At 63.3% G+C, this 4525-nt stretch carries 2 protein-coding genes; both read right to left on the bottom strand.

Annotation, left to right across the window (positions count from 1 at the left end; translation table 11 throughout):
• Positions 1-96 precede the first annotated feature (96 nt).
• Positions 97-2949, bottom strand: coding sequence for a bifunctional [glutamate--ammonia ligase]-adenylyl-L-tyrosine phosphorylase/[glutamate--ammonia-ligase] adenylyltransferase (glnE, locus tag ACRC0P_RS03375; protein ID WP_438628378.1), 2853 nt, complete (start codon positions 2947-2949; stop codon positions 97-99).
• A gap of 134 nt (positions 2950-3083) precedes the next feature.
• The coding region (locus ACRC0P_RS03370; protein ID WP_438628377.1) for a hypothetical protein at positions 3084-4525 on the bottom strand (1442 nt) is incomplete at its 5' end.

Raw genomic sequence — 4525 nt, 5'->3', positions numbered from 1 at the left:
GCCTATGCTATCCAGCGATGCCGATCGCGGGCACGGCGGATGGCCGCCCCGCCGCTCCCACAAGGAGAATTCCGGTAAAAACAGTTTAGGCGGGGCTCAACCGAGCAGTTGCCGCCAGCTTGTTTGCACGGTCTTTCTTTCCGCTTTGAAGTGGTCACCGGCAACAGCTCCCGGCAGTTGTTGTAGCGCCAGGCGATGACCTTCGGATCGGTAGGCTTTGTAGGCGTCGATCAGATGCGCGGCTTGGTGGGCCGGCATCAGGCCCGCCTCGATGAGGCTTTCGAGTATGCGGATATTGTCGGTGTACCGCACAATCGACGGCGCTTTCTGCGCCCAGGCCAGTGCTGCATATTGAACCACAAATTCGATGTCGACAATACCGCCGGGGCCCTGCTTGAGGTCGAAAGTGCTGCCGTTGCTCTTATCCAGGTGCGCGCGCATTTTATCGCGCATGGCGACCACTTCGCCGCGCAATTTCTTCTCGTCGCGGGGCTGGCACAGCAGGTCCAGGCGCAACTGTTCAAACCCGGCGCAGAGGCGCGGGCTGCCCGCCACCGGGCGGGCGCGCACCAGCGCCTGGTGCTCCCAGGTCCAGGCGCTCTCGCGCTGGTATTTTTCGAACGCGGCCAGGGAGGTCACCAGCAGGCCGGACTTGCCGGAGGGGCGCAGGCGGGTGTCCACCTCGTACAGGGGGCCGCTGAGGGTACGGGTCTGCAGGATATGGATCAGCCGCTGGGCCAGGCGGGTGTAGAAACTCAGGTTGTCGATTCTGGTGGCGCCGTCGGTGCTTTTTTGCGGGTCGGCATCGTGCACGAAGACGATATCCAGGTCCGAGCCGTGGCCCAGCTCCAGGCCGCCCAGCTTGCCGTAGGCGACGATGGCGAAGCGCATGTCCCCATCGGCGCTCCCCCCGGGTGCGCCGTATTTTTCCACCATCTGCCGCCAGGCCATCTGCAGTGACTGCTGCAGTATCGCTTCCGCCAGCCAAGTGAGGGAGTCGCTCACTTTCATCAGCGGCAGTGTGCCGTTCACCTCCTGGGCGGCGATGCGCAGGCTCTGGCTCTGCTTGAAGTGACGCAGTGCCTCCATCTGCATCTCCAGGTCGCCGGGGTCCAGGCGCAGCATTTCCCGGCGCAGTTCGTCGGCGATATCCTCCCGGGAGGCGGGTGCCAGCAAGCGGCGGGGATCCAGCAGTTCGTCCAGCAGTATCGGGTGGCGGGCCAGTTGCTCGGCGATTCGGGGGCTGGCGCTGCACAGGCTCAACAGCTGGTTCAGTACCGGGGGATTTTCGTTGATCAGCACCAGGTAGGCGCTGCGGCGCAGTACCGAGCGCACCAGCGGCAGGACCCGTTCGAGGGCCAGCAGTGAATTTTCCTCCTGTGCGGCGGCGGCCAGCAACAGGGGGATAAACCGGTCCAGGCGCGCGCGCGCGGTACTGGGCAAGGCGGAAACGATGCGCTCACCGCGCAGTTCCGCCAGCAACTTCAGTGCCGCCGGGGCGGGGGCGAAGCCCGCTTCGCCCAGGGTGCGCAGGTTGACCGCTTCCAGGGTCTCACTGCCGCAGCCGGCCCACAGGCTCTCCCACTCCTCCGCCGCACTGGGTTCGGCGATCTCCTCCGGCGGCGCGATCACCATGTCGAACTCCCGCTCAATCACCCCGCGCCGGTCGGCCAGTTCGCCGAGTAACTGTTCCCAGTTGTCATAGCCGAGGGCGAAAGCCAGCCGCTCGCGGCGCTCGCTCTCCGCCGGCAGGGTCTGGGTCTGCCGGTCGCCCTCCGCCTGCAGCGCATGCTCGACCCGGCGCAGCAGCAGGTAGGCCAGCGCCAGCTGGTCGGCGGCGCCGGGCTCCAGGTGACCGTCGCTCTCCAGCAGCGGCAGCAGCTTGAGCAGGCCGCGCTCGCGCAGGGCCGGCTCGCGGCCGCCGCGGATCAGCTGGAAGGACTGGACAATAAATTCGACTTCGCGGATGCCGCCGCGGCCCAGCTTGATATTGTCACCGAGGCTGCGGGCGCGCACCTGGCGCTGGATCAGCGATTTCATTTCGCGCAGCGCGTCTATCGCGCTGAAATCGATATAGCGGCGGTAGGTGAAAGGGCGCAGCAGCTCCATCAGTTCGGCGGCGTCGGCCCCGCTGCCCGCCACCGGGCGCGCCTTGACCATGGCGTAGCGCTCCCATTCGCGCCCCTGGGTCTGGTAGTAATCCTCCAGGGCGGCGAAGTGGCTCACCAGCGGACCGCTGTCGCCGTAGGGGCGCAGGCGCATGTCCACGCGGAACACGAAGCCGTCGGCGGTCATGGCGTCGAGGGATTTGATCAACCGCTGACCCAGGCGCTGAAAGAATTTCTGGTTTTCCTGGGACTGCTCGCCGTCGGTGTGCCCCGGCGAGCGGTAGGCGAAGATCAGGTCGATATCCGAGGACAGGTTCAGCTCGCGGGCCCCCAGTTTGCCCATGCCCAGCACCACCAGGGACTGGGGGTTGCCGCTGTCGTCCCGCGGCTCGCCGTAGCGGCCGGCCAGTTCGCGATGGTGCCAGTCCAGCGCGGTTTGAATACAGGTTTCCGCCAGATCGCTGAGGCGGGTGCAGACCCGGGGAATATCCCACTGGCCGGCGAAGTCCCGCCAGATCGCCTCGGCGATGGTGCGGTTGCGCAGGCGGCGCAGCTCGCGGTCGAGGGCTTCCTCGCTGTCGATTGTGTCGATATCGATGGGAGCGAGGCCCAGGTCTTCGCTCTGCAGGAATTCGGGCAGCAGTTCGGGATTGCGCAGGCACTGCTGGTAGAAGAAGTCCGAGCCGATAAAGCTTCGGGCGACGGCGAGCTGCAGGGATTCGTCCTCAAGCAGCAGCTCAGCTCTCGAAACAGTTCCCGTTCCGACCTCTTCGCGCCAGTGGTGCCACTGCTCTTCGAGTTGCGGGCGGAATTGTGGCGGGCAGGATTCGAATATATCCATAATACTTTCCATTCACCGGCAAACCGGCTGCTACAGACGAGCCTCCTCTATCCCTGGTTCCAAGGAATAGAACGAAAGGTTGGCCAGTATACAGCGGGTGTATGGAGACTGAAGCGGGTGGGCAGGAGTAAAGTTCAGAGGCGGCGGGCATCCCCCTGAGCGTCGATGATCTTATCACCCTCCGCGTAAATCCTGCACTGGCCCTCAACGTTTGATTCCACCCTATAGGTTTCACACGCCTGCAGAGCCCTGCTATTGGCACTATCCTGGTCAGGCGAATCGTAGACGGAACCAAATACGTAAGCGCCTTTATAGTCGAGCGCCAAAGCAATGGCCTTATACACCGCATACTCCCTGTACTTGGCGAAAAGGCTGTAAAAACTGTTTTTCTCCACCTTATCGACACCAGACTCTCCCGTCCCGGACTGCAAGTCCGCCAGCATGGATTGGAGTCGAGCACGGGGCCGGTCCGCTGTTATTTGCATCAGCAAAGGCCGCGCGACCCGGGAAAACATCTTCGAATTCCGATCGAAATACAACTCGTAGGCATACCACCAGGCAATACCCGTGTTCCGCGGGGCCCGCACATAAGCCTGTTCCAGCATTTCCAGATATTGGTGTCGCGGATACCCCAGCTTCTGCATCGCGATGGCCAGGCCGTGCCAATAGGCCGGCACCTGCTCGTCGGCATTGACCAGCTCCACGAACCGGTCGCGGGTAGCCGCTAACCGCTCGGGGTCACTCTGTATCCCCTTGGCAAGCTCTCTTTTCAACCACAGAGCGGCTTCCGAGTGCTGAAACCACTGCTCGCCATGCAGCTCCGCGGGTATGGATGCCAGCATGGATTCCGCCCGGGAAAACTCTCCGGCTTCGGTTTCAGCGGAGGCCAATATCGACGTCAATTCATGGCTGTCCGCCCCCTGGTCGCGGGCGTAGGTCACCAGTTGCTGCAGGGATTCCGCATTCCTTCCCGACATCACCAGGTAGCGGGCCACTTCGGCCACCGCGCCCTGTCGTGAAATGGGAGTCAACCGCGGCTGCACCGGTTTGTAGTCCGGGGGCATCTGACCGACACCCCGGGGAAACTTGTCTTTCGCCTGGGCGAGGTAGTGCCCCTCCAACTCCTCAAGCGGCATCCCGAGCGCAGAAACCAACGCCTCCACGGGATCTTCGCCGCGGTTGTAGGCCCCCAGGTAATCCCCGATTGCGCCCGTCTTGCCGCTACTCATGATCAACCAGTGGGTCAACATCCACCCTCCCGCATAGACCCTTGAGGCCTGTTTCCTGTCAACCGCTGCCGGCGTCGCCCTCAGCAACTCCTCCAGCGGCATCGGGTGGTCGTAGTACAGCGAGGTCGCGCGCTCCATGGGGATATCCCCAAATAGATACTTGCCGTCTTCGGGGAAACTCACGGTCGAGAAGACTTCCGCAAACCCCTCGCTGTACCAATAGGGATAATGAACCGCGCTTCTCCCGTAGGTCAGGAAATGGGTGTACTCATGGAACAGGAACTCGCGAGCCGGATCCTTGCGCATAAACCGGTAGCGCCCGATGTTGACCAGCGCGAAGCTGCCAT

It is taken from the genome of Microbulbifer sp., from assembly GCF_051659245.1.
Classification (GTDB): Bacteria; Pseudomonadota; Gammaproteobacteria; order Pseudomonadales; family Cellvibrionaceae; genus Microbulbifer.
The sequence above is the reverse complement of the archived record's forward strand: the minus strand, read 5'-3'. Positions and strand labels throughout refer to the sequence as shown.

What these genes read in the sequence shown, in the direction of transcription:
- glnE (WP_438628378.1), bottom strand. Translation starts at nt 2,949, where the DNA reads ATGGATATATTCGAATCCTGCCCGCCACAATTCCGCCCGCAACTCGAA.